The sequence below is a fragment of the Sagittula sp. genome (genome assembly GCF_052825245.1).
Genome location: NZ_JBRBWD010000032.1, coordinates 280,884 through 296,921 on the forward strand (window position 1 = coordinate 280,884; position 16,038 = coordinate 296,921).

Sequence of the window (16,038 nt, forward strand, 5' to 3'; positions counted from 1 at the left end):
GCATTGTTGCAACTGAATATATGGCGCGGTAGCTCAAACGCATGAGCGACCTTCCGCAATTCCTGCTTGCGGGATTCGCCCTTGCGGGCAGCCCCGGGCCGAACACGCTGTCGATGGCAGCGGTCGGTGCCGCTTTCGGCCGCCGCGATGCGATAGGCTACCTGCTGGGGCTCAGCTTCGGCATGCTCGGGGTCATCGCGCTGGTCGGTACGGGCACGGCGGGGCTTTTGCTGGCTGTCCCCGGCGCCGCGCCGGTCATCACCGGGCTCGCCGCGCTCTACTTCCTGTGGCTCGCCTGGCGGATCGCGAACGCACCGCCCATCGGCCCGGCAGACAGCGGTCGCCGCCCGCCGCGCTGGCACGAGGGCGCGCTTCTGTCGATGATGAACCCCAAGGCCTACGCCGCCATGGCCGCGCTCTTCTCGGGCTTTACCCTGCGTCCGGAGCCGCTGCCCGATGCGCTGACCAAGACCCTCGTGGCCTTCGCGGTGATCCTGACCGTAAACGCGGCATGGATGGTCATCGGCACCCTGCTGACCCGCCTGGCGGGCAATCCGCGCACCGCCCGGGCCATCAACTACGGGTTTGCGGCGGCGCTGCTGATCTCCGTCGCCGCGACCACGCTGCTCTGACTGCACGAAACCTGCACGAAGGCGGGGTTCACCCTGCACATCTTTCGCGGTAACTGCAACCAGACCTCTTGCTGCGAGCAGCCATGAAACCCATCCGCCTCATCTCCGGTATCCTCACTGTCGGATTCTGGACCCTCGCCAGCCGCGTGCTGGGCCTTGTCCGCGATATCCTGATCGCCACCGTCATCGGCCCCGGCCCGCTGATGGACGCCTTCGTCGCCGCTTTCCGGCTGCCGAACCTGTTCCGCCGGTTCTTTGCCGAGGGCGCGTTCAACGCCGCCTTCGTGCCGATGTTCTCCAAGAAGTTCGAAGCCGGGGAGGACCCGCAAGGCTTTGCCCGCGACGCCTTTTCCGGGCTTGCCTTCGTGCTGCTGATCCTGACCGCGCTGGCGATGATCTTCATGCCGCTCCTGGTCTGGGCCACGGCGGGCGGATTTGCGGGCGACGAACGCTTCGACCTGACAACCGCCTTCGGGCGCATCACCTTCCCCTACATCCTGACGATCTCGCTGGCGGCGCTCCTGTCCGGCGCGCTGAACGCCGTGGGCCGCTTTGCCGCCGCCGCCGCCGCGCCCGTCCTGCTGAACATCCTGATCGTGTCCGGCCTGACCTTCGGACAGGGGCTCTTTGGCGGCGCCCATATCGAGTGGCTGATCTGGACGATCCCGGTGGCAGGCCTGGCGCAGCTGACACTCGTCTGGGTCGCGGCAGAGCGCGCCGGGCTGAAGATCCGCCCCGGCCGCCCGCGCCTGACCGACGACATGAAGCGCCTGACCCGCATCGCCATTCCCGCGGCCCTCGCCGGAGGCGTCATGCAGGTGAACCTGCTGGTCGGCCAGCAGGTGGCCTCGCACTTCGAAAAGGCGGTGTCGTGGCTCTACAACGCCGACCGTCTCTACCAGCTGCCGCTGGGGGTCGTCGGCATCGCCATCGGCATCGTGCTCCTGCCCGACCTCTCGCGCCGCCTGAAGGCAGAGGATCACGTCGGCGGGCGCATGGCCTTCTCCCGCGCGGGCGAACTGTCGCTGGCCCTGACCGTGCCCTGCGCCGTGGCACTTGTGGTCATGCCGCTGCCGCTGGTCTCGGTGCTGTTCGAACACGGTCGCACCGGGCCGGAGGACAGCCGCGCCATGGCCATAGCCGTCGCGATCTACGGGGTGGGCCTGCCCGCCTTCGTCCTCCAGAAGGTGCTTCAACCCGTCTATTTCGCGCGCGAAGACACCCGGTCGCCCTTCCGCTTTGCCGTCTGGTCGATGGTCGTCAACGCCGTGGCCGCCATCGGGCTTGCGCCGCTGATCGGCTGGCTCGCGCCCGCCATCGCCACCTCGCTCGCCGGATGGACGATGGTCTGGCAACTGGCACGCGGAACCCGGGGCATGGGCGACGTGGCACGCTTCGACACCCGCTTCTACAAGCGCGCGGGCCGCATCGTCGCCGCGTCGGCCCTCATGGGCGCCGCGCTCTTCGGGGCCGAACTGCTGCTGGCCCCTTGGCTCGCGACCGCCGGTCTGCGCGTGTTGGCCCTGCTCCTGCTCATCGCCGTGGGCGTCGCGGTCTATGGCGTCGCGGGGCAGCTTCTGGGCGCCTTCCGGCTGTCGGAGTTCCGCTCCATCGTGCGCCGCCGCAAGCCCGCATGACCCGCCTCCTCCACACCCGGTCCGAAACCCTCGCTGCGCTCGAAACGCTCGCCGCCTCCGCGACAGAAGAGCTGATCCTCGCCGTGCGGACCCTGTCGCCGGGCACGCCCCTGCTGACCGAGGCACTGACCGAGCGTGGCCTGAACACCTGGAGCGACCTGATCGCCTGGGTCACGCGCCGCGGCGTCCGCCTGCTGATGGCGTTCGGGGACGACGATCCGCTGTTCGACGCGGACCGTCACCGGCGGGTGTGGCTGGCGGCCTCGGCCTTTGCCAACGTGCACCAGGGCAATGCGCAGATCCTTTGCGCCCCGCATGGGCAGACGATGGGCAGGCTATGGGCGCTGCGCTTTCGCAGACCGATCCGTGCCGCGCTCCGGCAGCTGGCCACTGACGACGCGCGGCGGCTGACCCTGCCGCAGCGCGCGGCACTCGCCAAGGGGCCGACGCCAAGACCGCAGCGGATCGCCCAGTCCTTTGCCGTGGCGGACGGCGAAAGGGCCCTGATCGGCGGCTACTCCATCGACATGCGGCACAAGGGTCAGGACTGGTACGACGTCGCCGCCCTGATAGAGGACGCAGATTTCGCCGGGGCCCTCCGGTCGCATTTCGCCGACTGCTGGAGCGCCGCGATCGCCACCGGCGCGCCCACCCTCGCGTCGGAGCCGCGCCCTTTCGCGACGGTCTCCCGACGTCAGAGCCGGCCCGAACTGCGCCTGCTCCGCACGCTCTCCGACCCGTCCTCAGGCCCGCTCGCCTTCACCGGTACGACGAAGGCCCGCGATGCGGAGACGCATCTCCTCCGCACCTTCGGGGCGGCCCGGCAGCACGTCTTTATCGAGACGCCCGCCTTCCGTCATCCCGCGCTTGCCGACGCGCTGGCCAGCGCCGCACGCGCCACGCCGGAGCTGCAACTGACTGTCGTGCTGCATCCAGACGCGGACATCCTGCCCTTCGGCGGCGCCCTGCCCGACACGGTGGCGCTGGCAGAGGACGCGCGCGACCACACGCTCGCCCTGCTCGCCCGGGCCTTCGGGCGGCGGGCCACCTTCCTGAAACACGCGCCGCAGGGCCGGGACACGGTGGCGCAGCGCGGACCGGACGGGACGGCCGGGCGGGTGATCGTCGTGGACGGCACCACCATCGTGCTCGGGTCGCACAGCCTGACGCTGCGTTCCATGCGGCTGGACACCGAAGCCTCCGTGCTGATCCGGGACACATGCCTTGCGCAGGACCTCGTGGCGCAGCGGGCGCGGAAATGGCTGGGACCGGAGGCAGACAACAAGGATCCGACCCGGGCCGAAACATGGGCCACGGCGCCCGCGCCGCTGGAACCCTTCAAACCGCAGGCCCCGGCGCCACGCAGCACCCGGCCCATGCGCCTGCCGGACGAGGCGTTCTAGCCCCGCCCCCCGCGCACGCGGTGCAGGAAGCGGCGCCAGCCGCCCGGCACCATCACGACCGCCAGCAGGAACCCGGCGAAGAAACCGCCGAGGTCGGCGATCCATGTGTCGTCCGTCCCGAAGAGCAGGCCGAACACCAGCCGGATCCCCATGAGCATGCCGATCAGCCCGAAAGCCCGCATCTGCGGGCCTCCCTCCTGTCCCAGCCGCAGCCACAAGAGGTAGGTGAACCCTCCGATCAGGCCGAAGTCCGAAGGGTAGGCGCCCACCAGCCACGGATCGTTGCTGAACAGGCCAAAGCACAGCGCGCCCGCCACGGCGCTGACGAAGAAGATGGCGACAAAGGCCAGCGCCCCCATCGACTCCGTGACGATCTTGCCCATGGCCAGCAGGAAGACCATGCCGAACAGAGCCTCGTAGAAACTGCCGTGCAGGAACGGGTAGGACACGAACCGGATCAGGTGCTCGGGCGGGTAGCGCGCGTTGTCCAGCATCCAGTCGAAGACCTGCCCCGAGAATCCGAACCGCTCGATGTAGCCGAACCGCAGGCCCACGGCGTCGCGGCCGCCGATCATGCCCATGTCGGCCAGCGAAAAGAACGCCTCGATCCCCAGCAGGACAAGGAACATCGCGGCCACGACCGGGGGCAGCGGATTCACCGGCGCTTCGTTGTGCGGATGGGTCATGCGGGGCCTTTCCTTGACGGGGTGTCCGGGCATGGGTAAGCCAGCCGCGCAGCAATTTCCAGACGGAGACACCGCCATGACCGAGGGGGTCCAAACCTCTCCCGCTTTCGCGCCCCGCGTCTTTTCCGGCATCCAGCCTTCCGGCGGCCTGACGCTCGGCAATTATCTTGGCGCGCTCAAGCGTTTCGCGCAGAGCCAGAACACCGGCGTGCAGTCGATCTACTGCATGGTGGACATGCACGCGATCACCGTCTGGCAAGACCCTGCCAGCCTGAAGCGCGCCACCCGCGAACTCTGCGCCGGCTTCATGGCGTCGGGTGTCGATCCGGAGAAGTCCGTGCTCTTCAACCAGAGCCAGGTCTCCGGCCATGCAGAGCTGGCTTGGATCTTCAACTGCGTCGCCCGCATGGGCTGGATGCAGCGGATGACCCAGTGGAAGGACAAGGCCGGCAAGAACCAGCAGAACGCCTCGCTGGGCCTGTTCGCCTATCCCGCGCTGATGGCCGCCGACATCCTCCTGTACCACGCGACGCACGTCCCGGTAGGCGAGGACCAGAAGCAGCACGTCGAGCTGACCCGCGACATCGCGATCAAGTTCAACCACGACTTCGGCGTCGACTTCTTCCCGATCCCCGAGCCGGTGATCGAGGGTGCGGCAACCCGCGTCATGTCCCTGCGCGACGGCACGAAAAAGATGTCGAAGTCCGATCCCTCGGACATGGCGCGCATCAACATGACCGACGACGCGGACGCCATCGCCTCGAAGATCCGCAAGGCGAAGACCGACCCGGAAGCCCTGCCCTCCGAGGCGGAGGGGCTCGAAGGTCGGGCCGAGGCGCGCAACCTCGTAAACATCTACGCCGCCCTGGCGGACATGACGGTGGACGAGGTGCTGCGCGATGTCGGCGGGCGTCAGTTCTCGGAGTTCAAGCCGATGCTCTCCGAGCTTGCCGTGGCGAAACTGTCGCCGATCTCCGGCGAGATGGCCCGCCTGATGGAGAACCCGTCGGAAATCGACGCCATCCTCGCCCGCGGGGCCGAGCGTGCGCGAGAGATCGCGACGCCGATCATCGACCGCACCTTCGAAATCGTCGGCATGGTACGATGACGTAACGATCTTGCCGGGGCGCATTGCCGCCCCGGTTGTCGGAGGGTATCCACAGCCCGTCTGTTTACGGCTCGTGCCGCCTGTCAGGACCGAATGTTTTTGGTGTCGAAAAGCAACGAATCGGCGCACACTGCGTGCGGCGTTTACCGCGTTAGGACATTATTAACATAGATCAGTTTTCTGGAAGCGCGCGGGCCGGGTCTTTCAACGCCAGGCTGATGCGGTTTCACGGTGTTAAGGATCCAGACAGGAGGTCGTGGCGTGGACGGCCCGGCGACTACCAAAGTAGGGCAGGCCACTGTACGGTCACCCAGGCGGGCCCGTAACAGGTTTGACCGATGGAAAGATGGCAAGTTGAGCGACCTCTGGGAAAGTAACGCAGTTGAATCCGGCGCCGCCTTTCAAGAGGAAGTCAGGCGCATCGTCGAAGGTGCAGAGACGCTGATCCGTGATTCGCTCGGGGCGGCGGAGGTCGTGCTGATCCCGCGCGCAAGCTCGAAGCACGGCGATGTCCACGTGCTGCGCCAGGTGCAGTCGTCCCAGCTGGAAGAGGCCGCGACCCGCTTTCTCGACGACTACCTGATCCAGCGCGCCACCGGCACCAGCATCCCGACCGTCAGGACGATGCCGTATCCCGTGGACGGGCGCCACGGGTCGGACCAGATCATCTGCCGGATCCTCCTGGACGGGGACTACAGCGTCTGCGGCTGCCTCGCGGTGCGCATGCAGGAAGCGGACGCCGCGACGGCCCCGCACAAGGCACGGCTCGACGCGATCTCTGTCATGGTGTCGACGATGCTGAAGGCGGTGACCACCAGCTTCGAGCTGGAGATCGAGCTGATTGCCGCGCAACGCCGCTCTGCCCGGCTCGAGCTTCAGACCCGCACCGACCCGCTGACCGGCGCGCAGACCCTCGGCGCCTTCGAACGCGAGGTCCGAAAACGGTTGCAGGACAGCGCGGATGCCTGCGCGCTGATCCTGTTCGAGGTGGAGAACCTCAAGAACGTCAACGATCTCTTCGGATACCAGTTCGGCAACAGCTACCTCGGACTGGTGGCGGGTGCCCTTTCGGCGGCCCTGCCCGACACTGCCATCGTCGGGCGCCTTGCCGGCGACCAGTTCGGGGCGCTGGTCGAACTGCCCGAACGTTACAACAGCTACCTCGGCGACGTGCTGTCCCGCTGCCGCGACAGCATCCTGCGCAGCACCGCCACGCTGGGGCGTCCGAACCTCGGGCGGACCAGTGCAGGCGCCGCGACCTACCCCAACGACGCCGTGGACTACGACACCCTCTTCGAACTGGCCGAAGGCGCGCTCCACGTCTCCAAGAGCGGCGGGCGCGGCCTGTCCACCGTCTTTGCCCCCGGCATGGACCGGCGCCCGAACCCGCGCGAGATCACGCGCCGCTTCAATGCCGCGCTCTCTGCCAACCAGATCCGCCCGTATTTCCAGCCGGTCCACAACCTTGTCACCGGCGACTGCACGGGCTTCGAGGTGCTGGCCCGCTGGGAAGACCCGGACCGCGGCGTCCTGATGCCCGACGATTTCATCCCGATTCTGAACGATCCGGAAAACGCGGAGCGGCTGACCCAGAAGCTGACCGGCTCCGCGCTGAAGGCGCTCGCCGATCTCGGCCCCAGCCGGGCCAAGGACCTGACGCTTGCCATAAACGTCACCAGTTTCGACCTGATGAACCGGGAATTCGCCTTCGAACTGCAATCCCACCTGTCCGAGATACACGGGCTGTCGTGGTCGCAGATCATCATCGAGGTGACCGAGAAGATCATGCTCGGCGCCGCCGAAGGGCAGGTTTTCCGCACGCTGGAGGAACTGCGCCGCCGGGGCGCGCGCGTGGCGCTGGACGACTTCGGCACCGGGTACGGCGGGCTGCGCCATCTCAGCGGATGGCCGGTGGACATCCTCAAGATCGACCGCCACTTCATCGGGCGGATGCTGGACAGCGAAATCGACCGCGCCATTGTCGAGTCGATCCTCCACCTGTCCGAAAGCTCGGACCTGACGGTCATCGCCGAGGGGATCGAGACGCCGGAACAACTGCGGGCGCTGCAAAGCATGAACTGCGCCAAGGGTCAGGGCCACCTCTTCGCGGCGGCGCTGCCCGCCTCCGGCCTGGCCGACAGCCTCAGGACCATCGACTTCGACATGCTCAACAGCCGGGACGACTGGTAGGCCCTACCGGCCAAGCGCCAGCGCAGCCGTCCGCTTCAGCAGCATGATCGACACCGGCTTGCGCAGGCCGAGGCCGGGAACATGGCGCAGCGCGGGGTCGACCATTTCCGCATAGCCCGAGCAGTAGATCACCCTGAGGTCCGGATTGCGCCCGCGGGCCAGCTTGGCAAGGTCATCGCCGCTGCTGCCGTCGTCCAGTTGCACGTCCGTGATGAGCAGATCGATCCGGGCGTCGCCCTTCAGGCTGTCGCGCGCCGCGGCGGCGGTCGCGGCGGTCGTGACGTCGGCTCCCATGGCCGCCAGCGCCTCTGCCGACAGGGCCCTTGTGTCGACACGCTTGTCCATCAGCAGCACGCGCACGCCGGACAGGACGGGCTGCTCGACGGGCGTCTGTCCGGCGGCGGCGGCCTCCGGCTCCAGCACCATCCGCACCGAGAGGCCCGCACCGGGCACGTTGGACAGCTCCAGACGTCCGCCCGTCCGGTCGGCAAAGGCGCGGACGGCGAACAGTCCGATCGGCGTGTCGCCCACCCCGGGGCGCTTCACGGCCTGCCGTTCACTGAACCGCGCCAGCAGCTCCGCCGACATGCCCGGCCCGGTGTCGCGCACCTCCAGCACGACGGGGGCGCCCTCTGCCCCCCCGGTCAGCCGCACAGTGATCCGCCCGCCGGGGCCGGAAGCGATGCAGGCGTCGCGGGCGTTCAGGATCAGGTGGACCAGCGCCGTCTCGTAGTCCGCAGGCCCGCCGGGCACCGACACCGGCCCCTCCGGCAGGTCCGCCTCCAGGATCATGTCCGTCGGCAGGGAGGGTCGGACGACCGAAACCGTCTCCTCGATCAGGCGGACGAGTTCCGTCCGCAGGTCCGGGCGCGAATCCCGCGTCAGCGCCATGAGTTGGTCGATCAGCAAGACCCCGCGGGAGACGACCTTCTGCAAGGTGCCGATCACCCCGTCCATCGACGGATCGGTCTTGCGCAGCGACCACGTGTCGGTGGACAGCCGGATGACCCCGAAGATGTTGGAGACCTCGTGTACCACGCCCGAGGCAAGCTGGCTCATCGCCTCGAAGCGTTCGGTCCGCGCCATGTTGGTGCGCACGACCCAGCTTTCGGTCTCGTTCCAGACGGTCAGCACGTGACGCCCGACAGTGCCCGGAACCGGCTCCAGCGGGGTCAGGACGAACTGCAGGGCCTGCTCGCTGCCGTCGGGGCCGAGATGCCCGACAAAGACCGACCGGAAGGCCTCTGCGCCCGTCAGGCGTGCAAAGGGATGCTCTTCCCCCAAGAGCCGCCGACGGGTTTCCAGTTCGTGAAACTCCGCCTCGCGCAGCCAGCGGTCCGCCGTTTCGCCGTCGCCGATCATCGCCCGTGCACTGTGGTTGGTCAGGATCACCTTCATGTCCGCGTCCATCAGGAAGACGCCAAGCGGCACCGCCCCAAGGATCGTCCCCAGTTCCTCCAGCCGCTGCCGTGCGGCCTGCGCCCGCTCGTTCTGGAACGCCGCCACCCGCAGGATCACGTACCCCCCGAGCGCGCCCAGCAACATGCCAAGCGCGCTCAGCCGGACGCTGGGTGTGATGAAGCCGAGCTCGGTGGCCTTCAGCGCCAGCCACGCCAGCACAACCGGCCCGATGACGACCGGAAGCAGAAACCGCCGGGCGATGTGGCTGCCCGATCCCTCGCCGGTCAGCACCGCCATCCAGCCGCGCGACGGGCGCGAAAGGATCTGGGCAAGGAAGATCAGTGTCAGGCTGAACGCGGTCGGCAGTGACAGGCCTGTCAGGACCGGGGTGCCCTGCATGCCGCCAAGGTCGAAGGCGAAACTGACAAGCGAGACAAGCGCCAGCAGAAGCCCGGCGCTTGCCACGTAGCCCTTGGCGTCGTGCCGCTCCGGCATCGCGGCGACCAGCGCGGCAAGGACGACGCCCAAGCCGGTCGCGGTCGACATCCATGCCGTGGGCTCTGCCCCGACCCGGCCCAGCGTCAGCCCCCAGAAGGCGATCAGGACAGCGAGGCCCTTCAGCCCAAGTGCCAGCGGCGCCAGGCGCGGCGCAAGGTGCCGAAGCGCAAAGCCCGCCGACAGCAGCATCACGCAGACCGAGGTGGCGGGCACCATCGCCGGCCCCAGATCGAACGCAAGTCCGCCGCCCGTCAGCCGCGTCACGAGGTTGAGAAAGCCGACCGCGAAGGCGGCGGCGTTCAGCACATGCGCGGCGCGGCGCACCCGGGCACGCCGCCGTTCGCCGCTCTGGTCCATGTGGGCTGCCGCTGCGCGCATTCCTGTCCTCCGGCCGTGTTCCGGCCAAGCTTGGCGTTCCGCAAGACGGCGAGACGCAGGCCCGAAGCCCGCCTCAGCCTTTGGTCAGGACCCGGACAACCTCGGCCAGCTCCGACAGCGTGGACGTTTTCCTGATCTTCGCATCGGCAGACCGCAGCCCCTGCGTGAACAGCGGAGAGTCGATCAGTTCGGGCCGCCCGGTGATGACCACCACCGGAATGTCCGGCTTGAGTGCGCGGACACTGTGGACCGCGGTGATCGCCCCGCCCCCGTCCATGATGACATCGAGGAACACGATGTCGAAGGGATCTGCCTGCAACGCCTCCAGCGTCTCGGCCACGGTTTCGAAGGCCGCCACTGAGTGTCCGACCGCCTCCATCGCCTCTGCAAAGGCGATGCGGTACTCCGGATCGTCGTCGGCAAGCAGAATACGGACCAAGCTCGGCTCCACGTTCGATTGAAAACGCCTTCTTCTGTGTTACCAAGAGTTCAGGCACATTTAAACCGGGAAGGATCTGGTATGGCCGACGCGAAAGGCAGCTCTGAGAGTGTCCCTCTCGTCGTTGTGGGCGCATCTGCCGGCGGGCTCGAACCGCTCGAAGACTTCTTCGAAGCCGCTTCGGATCTTTCCGGCTGGGCCTTCGTGGTGATCCAGCACCTCTCGCCGGACTACAAGTCGATGATGCACGAACTTCTGTCACGGAAGTCGCGCATGAAGATCGAACACATCGAAGACGGCATGAGGCTGCGACCCGACACGATCTACCTGAACAGTCCCGGTATCAGCGTCGAACTGGAGGACGACGTCTTCCGGGTCCAATCGTTTTCAAGCCAGGACAAGCTGCCCCGCCTGCCGATCGACACTTTGCTCAGGTCAGTCGCCAAGCGCAAGAAACAGCCCGTGGTCGGGGTGATCCTTTCCGGATCGGGCAGCGACGGCTCGCGCGGGGCGAAAGTGCTGCACGAGGCCGGAGGCGCCATAATCGCCCAGTCTCCGAACGAGGCCGGCTTCAACTCGATGCCGATGGGCGTGATCGCCGCGGGCGCCGTCGACCGCGTGCTGCGCGCCGCCGACATGCCCGATGCGATCCGCGATATCTTTGCCGGACGGGCACCCGATAGCGGCGAAGACAAGGATTTTTCCGGCACGATGAACGGCATCCTGCAATTGCTCGAAGACGGGTTCCGCGTCGACTTTTCCTCCTACAAGTCGGCCAACGTCCGGCGGCGGGTGGAACGGCGGCAACACCTGCGCGGCATCGAGGATCCGGCCGACTATTTCAAGCTGCTGGCCGACGACCGGTCGGCCCTGGACGAGCTTTACCGCGACCTGCTGATCGGCGTGACGGAGTTCTACCGCGACCCGGAGGCCTTCACCGTCCTGCGCAAGCAGGTGCTGAACAAGCTCGCCCGCAATGACGACGAAACCTCGCCCCTGCGTATCTGGGTGCCGGGCTGCGCCTCCGGCGAAGAGGCCTATACGCTCGCCATCGAGATGTCCGAGGCGCTGGCGGAGGCAGGGGCCGCCCGCAAGTTCCGCATCATCGCGACCGACATGCACCGCGGCTCGCTCGAACGGGCCTCTGCCGGGGCCTATGACGCGCAGGCCGTCGCGAACCTGCCGCCCGAGATCGTCGGCCGCTACTTCGAAAAGCGCAACAACAAGTATGTGGTCGATCCGATCCTGCGCCAGAAGATCATCTTCTCCGCCCATGACGTGCTGAGCGATCCGCCCTTCATGAACCTGAACCTGATCTCCTGCCGCAACCTGTTCATCTACCTTCAGGACCGCCCGCAGGCGCGCGTCCTGTCGATGTTCCTCTTCGGGCTGCGGCGGAACGGTTACATGTTCCTCGGCCCCTCCGAAAGCCTTGGCCGGTTCAGCCAGGAATTCGACACCATCGACTCGCGCTGGCGCATCTTCCAGAAGGCCTCCGAAGGCCGTGTGCTCGACCACAGCGTGATGACCGGCAAGTTCCGCGCCCGCCCGCTGCACGAAACCGCCGTCGCCGCGCCAAAGCGTCCGCGTGACCGTTCCGTCGCCTCGGACATCGCCGACATCCGCAGCCGCGAGACGCTGATCAAGGGGTACGACGCCCTGCTCAAGCGCTATGCGCCGCCGTCGATCCTCGTGACCGGGGACGGGTCGGTGCTGGGCTGGTTCGGCATGGCGCGGCTGTTCATCGACACGATGAACAACCTCACCGACTGGACGGTCGAGAACATCGTGCACCACGACCTGCACTTCACCATCAACGTCGCCCTCGAGAAACTGCGCCAGGGCCAGCTCGAGTCCTACAGCCGCAAGACCAAGGTCACGCTGACCGATGGCGAGGTCCAGACCTGCAACGTCCGCATCGAGGCGCTGGACCAGGTGTCGCGCGTCAAGGTCATGCTGGTCGGGCTGGAACTCGCCAAGGAAGAGGCTCCGCAGGACTCCGCTGCCGCGATCCAGCCGATCAGCGACGAGGACGTAAGCGTCGTCACCACCCGCATCCACGAACTCGAACGCGACCTCCGCCTGACCGAACAGACCCTCCAGCACGTGACCGAACGGCTCGAGGCCAGCGGCGAGGAACTTCAGGCCTCGAACGAGGAACTGCAGGCCTCCAACGAAGAGCTTCAGGCCGCGAACGAGGAACTCCAGTCCTCCAACGAGGAACTGCACGCGGTGAACGAGGAACTCGTCTCCGTCAGTGCCGAGCACGAGCGCAAGATCGAACTCCTGTCGCAGCTCAACGCCAACACCGAACAGGTGCTCGAACTTCTGGGCACCGGGGTCATCTTCCTCGACAAGCAGGGGCGCATCCAGCGGTTCAGCGAACTGGTCTCCGAACGGTTCAAGCTGGAAACCCACGACATCGGCCGCACCTTCCACGTAGTCGGTCCGCGGCTGGAATTCACCGCCCTCGAAACGGTGATCGACGAGGTGCTGGAGTCCGGCACGTCCCAGACGGTCAGCGGCGAGCATCGCGGCCAAGCGATCACGGTCGAGGTGCACCCCACGAAGGAGAACCCCGACTCGGACACCGGCGCCGTGGTTCTGGTCCGCTAACGGCGGCATACGCCGCGTGACGTGCAGGCCCCGCCGGCGCGCCTCAGGCGTCCGGCGACTGGGCGGCCATGCGTGCGAACAGCCGCAGCGCGTGGCTCGGATCCTGCGACACGGCGGGCAGCACGGGATCGTAGGCAGCGCGGATCACACCGGCAATGTCGGGCCGCAGCACCGTGGTCGCCCCCGCCCACGCCAGCGGCGAGCGTTCCGAAAAGGCCGTGTCGGACCAGCACAGTATGCTCTGCGCCACCTGTCCCAAGGCCAGTTCCTCTGCCGGGACTTTCGAGAGCGCATCGTCCATCCGCAGGAACACGAAACAGGCCCGGATCGCGCCGCTCTCGTCAAAGCGGAAGACCCGGTACTGGTTGGCCTCCGCCGCGTCCAGCCGCGCGACCAGCGCGCCGAGCCCGTCGATCAGCCGGTCGAGGTTGGGCACGTCCAGCAGTTCCGGCCAGTCGCGGAAGAAGAACACCATGAAGTTGCTGCCCAGTTCCGTATCCGTCTCGGCCATGCCGTGACCGGCCAGCGCACAGACGGCCTCGAACGCCCCCTTCACCACACTCAGCGTCGCGTCCTCCACGCCGAACACGATGGGCGCGATGGGCCGCCCCCAGCGGGCGCAGAAGAAGCTGCCGTCCGACCGGGTGAACAGGGCCGCGATGTCCTCGGGGGTGATGGTGTCGGTCTGGGTCATGGGCCCTCCGCCATGTCTCGGGGCGCGCGTGCGGCCACCGGGGCCGGCGCAACAGGATGTGGGGCGGGGTTACACGCCACTCCCCTTGCGGGCAATCCCGGCGTTTTGTCTCACTTCCCGAACAGGTCGGGGGGTGTGTCCGGGCGCGGCGGGGCCATGCCGATGTGCTTCCACGCCGACTGCGTCAGCATCCGCCCGCGCGGCGTCCGCGGGATCAGGCCCTGTTGCAGCAGGTAGGGCTCCACCACTTCCTCCAGCGCGTCGCGGCTCTCCGACAACGCGGCAGAAAGCGTCTCGATCCCCACCGGCCCGCCGCCATAGCTCTGCGCGATCAGCTGCAGGTAGCGCCGGTCCGCACCGTCCAGACCCAGCGCATCCACGCCCAGCCGTGTGAGCGAAGAATCCGCAAGCTCCTGCGTGACCACCCCGCCACCCTCGACCACGGCAAAGTCCACGACCCGGCGCAGCAGCCGCCCGGCGATCCGGGGCGTGCCCCTTGCGCGCCGCGCGATCTCCCGCGCGCCGGAGCCTTCGACCCGCACCCCCAGCTTGCGCGCGTTGCCCCCGACGATCGTCTCCAGCTCGTCCACCGTGTAGAAGTTCAACCGTGTCGGGATGCCGAAACGGTCGCGCAGCGGCGTCGTCAGAAGCCCCAGCCGCGTCGTGGCGCCCACCAGCGTGAATGGCTGCAACTCGATCCGCACGGTGCGCGCCGCCGGCCCCTCGCCGATCACGAGGTCCAGTTCGTAGTCCTCCATCGCCGGATAGAGGACCTCCTCCACCGCCGCGCTCATGCGGTGGATCTCGTCGATGAACAGCACGTCCCGCGCTTCGAGGTTGGTCAGGATCGCCGCCAGATCGCCCGCCTTGGCCAGCACAGGGCCAGAGGTCATGCGGAACCCCACCCCCAGCTCGCGCGCCATGATCTGCGCCAGCGTCGTCTTGCCCAGCCCCGGCGGGCCGTGGAACAGCGTGTGATCCATCGCCTCGCCGCGCGACCGGGCGCTTTCGATGAACACCCGCAGGTTCGCCCGCGCCTCCGCCTGGCCGACGAAATCCACCAGCATCTGCGGCCGGAGCGCGCGGTCGCGGTCCTCGGGCAAGGGCTCGGGCCGCATCGTCGGATCAGGTTCCATGCCTCTTCCTTACCGGTCGGTCGGTCGGGTGCGCGACCCGCCTCACCCCTTGGGCGCCAACAGCTTCAGCGCCGCGCGGATCAGGCCTGCCGTGTCCAGCGATCCGTCCTCGCCCGCGGCCTGCGCCACGGCGCCTGCCGCCTCGCCCGGTCCATACCCGAGGTTGCCGAGCGCGGAAAGCGCCTCCGCCTGGGCCGAGGCCACGGGTGCCGGGGCCGCTGCAGGGGCGCGCGGGACGGTCTCGATCACCTCGTCGGGCGTATCCGACAGCGGCACCGAGGTCGCGCTCACGCCCATGGCCATGACCATCGGCGCCTTGTCCTTCAGCTCGTTCACCACGCGCTGCGCGGTCTTGGGACCGATGCCCTTCGCCGCCTTGATCGCGTTCCAGTCGCCAAGCGCCAGCGCCCGCGACACGCCATCCGCGCCAAGCGCGCCGAGGATCGCAAGCGACGCCTTGGCCCCCACGCCCTGCACCGACATCAGCAGGCGGAACCATTCCTTCTCCACCAGCGTCGGAAAGCCGAACAGCTGCAGCAGGTCCTCGCGCACCAGCAGGTCAGTATAAAGCGCCGCGAACTCCCCGGCACGGCCAAGCGACGCCAGCACCCGGTCGGTGCAATAGACGACATAGCCCACGCCGCGCACGTCGATCAGCACGTGGTCGTCGCCGCGATAGACGATCTGTCCGGCAATCCGCCCGATCATGCCCGCACCTTCATCCGCTGCACGCCGGAGTGATGCGCATGGCAGATCGCGATGGCCAGCGCGTCCGCCGCGTCCGGGCCGACCGGCTGGCAACCGGGCAACTGCATCTTCACCATGTGCAGGATCTGGTTCTTGTCCGCATGACCCACGCCGACCACCGTCTTCTTGACCTGGTTCGGCGCGTACTCCCCGATGCTCAGCCCGAACTGCGCCGGCACCAGCAGCGCGACACCCCGCGCCTGGCCCAGCTTCAGCGTGCCCACCGCGTCCTTGTTGACGAATGTCTTCTCGATGGCGGCCTCGTCCGGTGCGTGCGTCTCGAAGACCCGCGTCAGCTGGCCGTGCAGCGACAACAGCCGCAGCGCCAGATCGGTGCCTTCCGAATCGCAAATGCCGTTGGCCACGTGCCGCAAGCGGCTGCCGTCGACCTCGATGACCCCCCATCCGAGGTGTCGCAACCCCGGATCAATGCCCAATACCCGCATCCTCGCCCACTTTTCTTGTTATGCGGC

13 protein-coding genes are annotated in these 16,038 nt (G+C 67.7%); 6 read left to right on the forward strand and 7 right to left on the reverse strand.

Features of this window, described 5'->3' with window-relative positions:
* Positions 1-41: 41 nt before the first annotated feature.
* The 3 genes from ACU0DV_RS12330 (at position 42) to ACU0DV_RS12340 (ending at position 3,672) form a co-directional block, all read left to right on the forward strand.
* A complete protein-coding gene (locus ACU0DV_RS12330) occupies positions 42-632 on the forward strand; it encodes a LysE family translocator (RefSeq protein WP_100928378.1) in 591 nt (196 codons plus the stop codon).
* A gap of 83 nt (positions 633-715) precedes the next feature.
* Positions 716-2,269, forward strand: a complete 1,554-nt coding sequence (murJ, locus tag ACU0DV_RS12335) for a murein biosynthesis integral membrane protein MurJ (protein WP_446242575.1) — start codon at positions 716-718, stop codon at positions 2,267-2,269.
* The gene (locus ACU0DV_RS12340; protein ID WP_446242574.1) at positions 2,266-3,672 is read left to right on the forward strand and encodes a phospholipase D-like domain-containing protein; all 1,407 of its coding nucleotides are present in this window, start codon (positions 2,266-2,268) and stop codon (positions 3,670-3,672) included. Before murJ ends, ACU0DV_RS12340 begins: the two co-directional genes overlap by 4 nt.
* Here ACU0DV_RS12340 and ACU0DV_RS12345 read toward each other — a convergent pair.
* On the reverse strand, positions 3,669-4,358 hold the full coding sequence (locus ACU0DV_RS12345; RefSeq protein ID WP_100928381.1) for a rhomboid family intramembrane serine protease: 690 nt from the start codon (positions 4,356-4,358) through the stop codon (positions 3,669-3,671). The genes ACU0DV_RS12340 and ACU0DV_RS12345 overlap by 4 nt on opposite strands.
* A 76-nt stretch (positions 4,359-4,434) precedes the next feature.
* On the opposite strand from ACU0DV_RS12345, the gene trpS reads away from it, so the two are divergent.
* Together trpS and ACU0DV_RS12355 are read left to right on the forward strand one after the other, a co-directional pair.
* On the forward strand, positions 4,435-5,466 hold the full coding sequence (trpS, locus tag ACU0DV_RS12350; RefSeq protein WP_100928382.1) for a tryptophan--tRNA ligase: 1,032 nt from the start codon (positions 4,435-4,437) through the stop codon (positions 5,464-5,466).
* A 354-nt stretch (positions 5,467-5,820) separates the two neighbouring features.
* Positions 5,821-7,656 (forward strand): putative bifunctional diguanylate cyclase/phosphodiesterase, encoded by a 1,836-nt coding sequence (locus tag ACU0DV_RS12355; RefSeq protein WP_446242573.1) that lies wholly within the window; start codon positions 5,821-5,823, stop codon positions 7,654-7,656.
* A gap of 3 nt (positions 7,657-7,659) precedes the next feature.
* Here ACU0DV_RS12355 and ACU0DV_RS12360 read toward each other — a convergent pair whose 3' ends face one another.
* Together ACU0DV_RS12360 and ACU0DV_RS12365 are read right to left on the reverse strand one after the other, a co-directional pair.
* Positions 7,660-9,933, reverse strand: a complete 2,274-nt coding sequence (locus ACU0DV_RS12360; RefSeq protein ID WP_446242572.1) for an ATP-binding protein — start codon at positions 9,931-9,933, stop codon at positions 7,660-7,662.
* A gap of 73 nt (positions 9,934-10,006) precedes the next feature.
* Complete coding sequence (locus tag ACU0DV_RS12365; protein ID WP_254698386.1) at positions 10,007-10,372, reverse strand: response regulator; 366 nt, start codon at positions 10,370-10,372, stop codon at positions 10,007-10,009.
* 81 nt (positions 10,373-10,453) lie between these two features.
* Between ACU0DV_RS12365 and ACU0DV_RS12370 the strand changes: the two genes are divergently transcribed.
* Positions 10,454-12,988: a chemotaxis protein CheB gene (locus tag ACU0DV_RS12370; RefSeq protein ID WP_446242571.1), complete on the forward strand. Its 2,535-nt coding sequence runs from the start codon at positions 10,454-10,456 to the stop codon at positions 12,986-12,988.
* A 43-nt stretch (positions 12,989-13,031) separates the two neighbouring features.
* Here the strand turns inward: ACU0DV_RS12370 and ACU0DV_RS12375 are convergent, their stop codons facing one another.
* From ACU0DV_RS12375 to ruvC, 4 genes are all read right to left on the reverse strand, one after another.
* Positions 13,032-13,682 carry a hypothetical protein gene (locus tag ACU0DV_RS12375; protein WP_446242570.1) on the reverse strand — a complete coding sequence of 217 codons (651 nt, stop codon included), beginning with the start codon at positions 13,680-13,682 and terminating at the stop codon, positions 13,032-13,034.
* A 110-nt stretch (positions 13,683-13,792) separates the two neighbouring features.
* Positions 13,793-14,818 carry a Holliday junction branch migration DNA helicase RuvB gene (ruvB, locus tag ACU0DV_RS12380; protein ID WP_446273549.1) on the reverse strand — a complete coding sequence of 342 codons (1,026 nt, stop codon included), beginning with the start codon at positions 14,816-14,818 and terminating at the stop codon, positions 13,793-13,795.
* 42 nt (positions 14,819-14,860) lie between these two features.
* Complete coding sequence (gene ruvA / locus ACU0DV_RS12385) at positions 14,861-15,526, reverse strand: Holliday junction branch migration protein RuvA (RefSeq protein ID WP_446242568.1); 666 nt, start codon at positions 15,524-15,526, stop codon at positions 14,861-14,863.
* Positions 15,523-16,011, reverse strand: coding sequence for a crossover junction endodeoxyribonuclease RuvC (gene ruvC, locus ACU0DV_RS12390; protein ID WP_370269670.1), 489 nt, complete (start codon positions 16,009-16,011; stop codon positions 15,523-15,525). Before ruvC ends, ruvA begins: the two co-directional genes overlap by 4 nt.
* Between the last annotated feature and the right edge of the window lie 27 nt (positions 16,012-16,038).